This is a genomic window from Deltaproteobacteria bacterium, from assembly GCA_016874775.1.
Classification (GTDB): Bacteria; Desulfobacterota; Binatia; order Bin18; family Bin18; genus VGTJ01.
The window spans coordinates 1-2,727 of the sequence record VGTJ01000338.1; the positions used below are offsets into that span (position 1 = coordinate 1).

3 protein-coding genes are annotated in these 2,727 nt (G+C 52.8%); 2 read left to right on the forward strand and 1 reads right to left on the reverse strand.

The genetic code is table 11. The features are described from left to right. Positions 1-155: 155 nt before the first annotated feature. The gene (locus FJ147_28225) at positions 156-737 is read right to left on the reverse strand and encodes an NUDIX hydrolase (protein ID MBM4259770.1); all 582 of its coding nucleotides are present in this window, start codon (positions 735-737) and stop codon (positions 156-158) included. On the opposite strand from FJ147_28225, the gene FJ147_28230 reads away from it, so the two are divergent. Together FJ147_28230 and FJ147_28235 are read left to right on the forward strand one after the other, a co-directional pair. Continuing rightward, positions 702-1,655 (forward strand): alpha/beta hydrolase, encoded by a 954-nt coding sequence (locus tag FJ147_28230; GenBank protein MBM4259771.1) that lies wholly within the window; start codon positions 702-704, stop codon positions 1,653-1,655. The genes FJ147_28225 and FJ147_28230 overlap by 36 nt on opposite strands. 183 nt (positions 1,656-1,838) lie before the next feature. Beyond that, complete coding sequence (locus FJ147_28235; GenBank protein MBM4259772.1) at positions 1,839-2,414, forward strand: hypothetical protein; 576 nt, start codon at positions 1,839-1,841, stop codon at positions 2,412-2,414. Positions 2,415-2,727 lie beyond the last annotated feature (313 nt).

The following is a 2,727-nucleotide window of genomic DNA, read 5'->3' on the forward strand; positions in this document are numbered from 1 at the left end:
AAGGCCTACAGGTCTCCGACGATGAGTTTCAAGCGCTCAATATCAAACCCGGTAAGTTTCATGGCGATTGGAACTATACGCTTCTTCCTCGCTCTTAATCGGTAACTTAATTCTTGCCCATGCCTTATTCTTGTGCCATGCGAATTTCGAGGAAACTACAGCAGTCTTTCTTGTTGGAGAAGGTCGGTGAGTGCATCTCGGGTACTCGGGAACGCGAGATCCTCCCAGGGGATCTCGTGCGGTGCAAACGTACGTACCTCAAGCGTTTCATCCATCGCTTGCAAGTCTCCGCCGACGACCTTGGCCAAGTAGACAACCACGACAACAGGATACCCAGGATACGAATAGACATTAATGAGCTTAGTGACTTCAACTTTGAGATTGACTTCCTCCCACGTTTCCCGCGCGGCGGCATCTTCGACGCGTTCCCCGCGGTCTAAGAATCCACCCGGAAACACCCATTTGCCGTAGCTCGGCTCAATGCCGCGTTTCAGTAACACGATCTTGCCATCGACGATGGGAACCGTGCAGGCCGCAACTTTGGGATCATCGTAAAAGATGAACGTACAACTCGCACAGACCAGGCGTTCGGGCTCATGGGTCTTCAGTCGTTGGCGCCCCAGTGAACCGCCACATTTGGGACAATACTGAAAATGCGGACGGGGGTGATGTTCCTCAGCCTGTAGCGCCTGCGTGGGTGAATGATGGCCATGTTTGTGGTGATGATCGTGGGCCATGTGCGAGTCTCCCTTGGTTCTCATCTCATTCTGGATGCTAGACAATTGTTCCTGAGCAGTCTACACGAAACCGCTATGGAACCACGAAGTCAGTTTGTTGCGGTTGATGGTGTGAAACTGCATGTTGCAGATTGGGGAGGACTCGGCCCAAGTCTATTGCTTTTACATGCGAATGGATTTCTGGGGCGTCTCTATCGTGCAATGGTTGAACTGTTGCGAGAACACTATCATGTTGTGACCCTTGATCTGCGTGGTCAAGGAGATAGCGAGACCGAAGCGCTGGGTGCGGACCACTGGCAAAAGATGGCGCATGATGTGGAACGTGTCGTTGCGCACCTTCGACTGCATGACTTTTATGGTGTTGGGCATTCGGGTGGAGGAGCGCTCATTTCTTTGTATGCGGCAACCCATCCAGGTAAAGTGCGAGGCCTTGCTTTGCTAGAACCGGTGAGTTTCCCACGAGAACCCCAATTTCAGGCGCCGCCGAATAATCCACTGGTCGAGCGTACACTGCGCCGGCGGGTGGTTTGGGAGAGTCGTCAACAACTTTTTGCTGCCTACCAAGGAAAAGACGCCTTTGCTAGGTGGCGTGAAGATGTTCTGTGGGATTATGTGAATCATGGGACGCGAGACCTGCCTGATGGCCAGGTGACATTGAAGTGTCCAGCTGAGGTCGAAGCCCACGTTTTTGCGACGACGAGATCGCTCGATATTTTCTCGCAACTCAAGAACATCGCGTGTCCGACACTTGTGCTGTGCGGTGAATATACAGATCCCCTTCTAGCGGTTGTGGCCGAACGGGTCGCGCAACAGATTCCGTGTGGAACCCTCGTGACGGTTCCGGCAACGAGCCATTTTTTAGCGATGGAGAAGCCAGCGGAGATTGCTCAGACAATTACTGAGTTTTTTCGCGCATAGATAAATAGGTAAGTTCGCGAACCCGCTGAACCAAATTGATACGACTGTGTAGCGAAGCGATACCATGCCGTCTCTCATCGTTCTGGCCTTCCATAACGGAACCTCCAAGATATCAGGGGTGTAGCTGCTCCTGTCTATTGGCATGTGTTTTGATCGGCAGCGAAAGCAGTGGAGGGCAAGCCGATGAAGCACATGACGTCGGAACTTTTCTTTGCGCCTTTTCGTCTAGATCCAGCCAATGAACAGTTGTGGCACGGCGCCCGCGAAATTGTCTTACGACGAAAGACGTTCGCGGTGTTGAGTACGTTAGTCGAACAAGCTGGACAACTAGTGACAAAAGCTCAATTGCTTGCTGCCGTGTGGGGGAAGACCTGCGTGAGTGACGCTACCCTGGCGACGTCGATCCGGGAATTGCGTTACGCCTTGAAAGACGATGCTGATGCGCCCCGCTACATAGAAACCGTGCACGGGCGTGGGTACCGTTTTGTGGCAATGGTCGAACACATGGGCACCCCGGATGACACACAGACTCTTTCTGAGTGGCTCACGCTCTGTCCAGGGAAGCAACGAGAAGTCCTTGTGATCCCTGGCGGAAGAGCCGAGATTCCCTCGTCGCTGGTTGATGTTTTTCGTCAATGTCTACTTCCTGAAGAAGCACGATGGATTCGCCATCGGACAATGAGCTCGTCAAGACACGACGATCTTCCCTCCTTGCCGACGCTTGAAGCAGTTATTGCCGTCTTTTCGTTGAAACAATAATTTTTTGCTTGCGTGTTCCTCGCGAACAGTTTAGAAAACAATCCTGTAGGGGTATCGCAGTGCGGCCTGCGAGTAGCGACCGAAGACATATGGTTCACGTGCAGAAGCTCCCCTTCTCCTGGCCGCGTTGACGAAGTAGAGAAGACTGCATCGTGGAGCACTAAGGCGGTGGCAGGAAACAACTTACCGCAATAGTGATTGACCGGAGTGGAGAGCCTCTGCACAAGAGCAGGGATGAGAGACGAGACCATTGTGTGCTGGCTTCGGTCTAAGTATCGAAGTCTGGTCGAAGAGCTGGATGAACGCGGGCGAC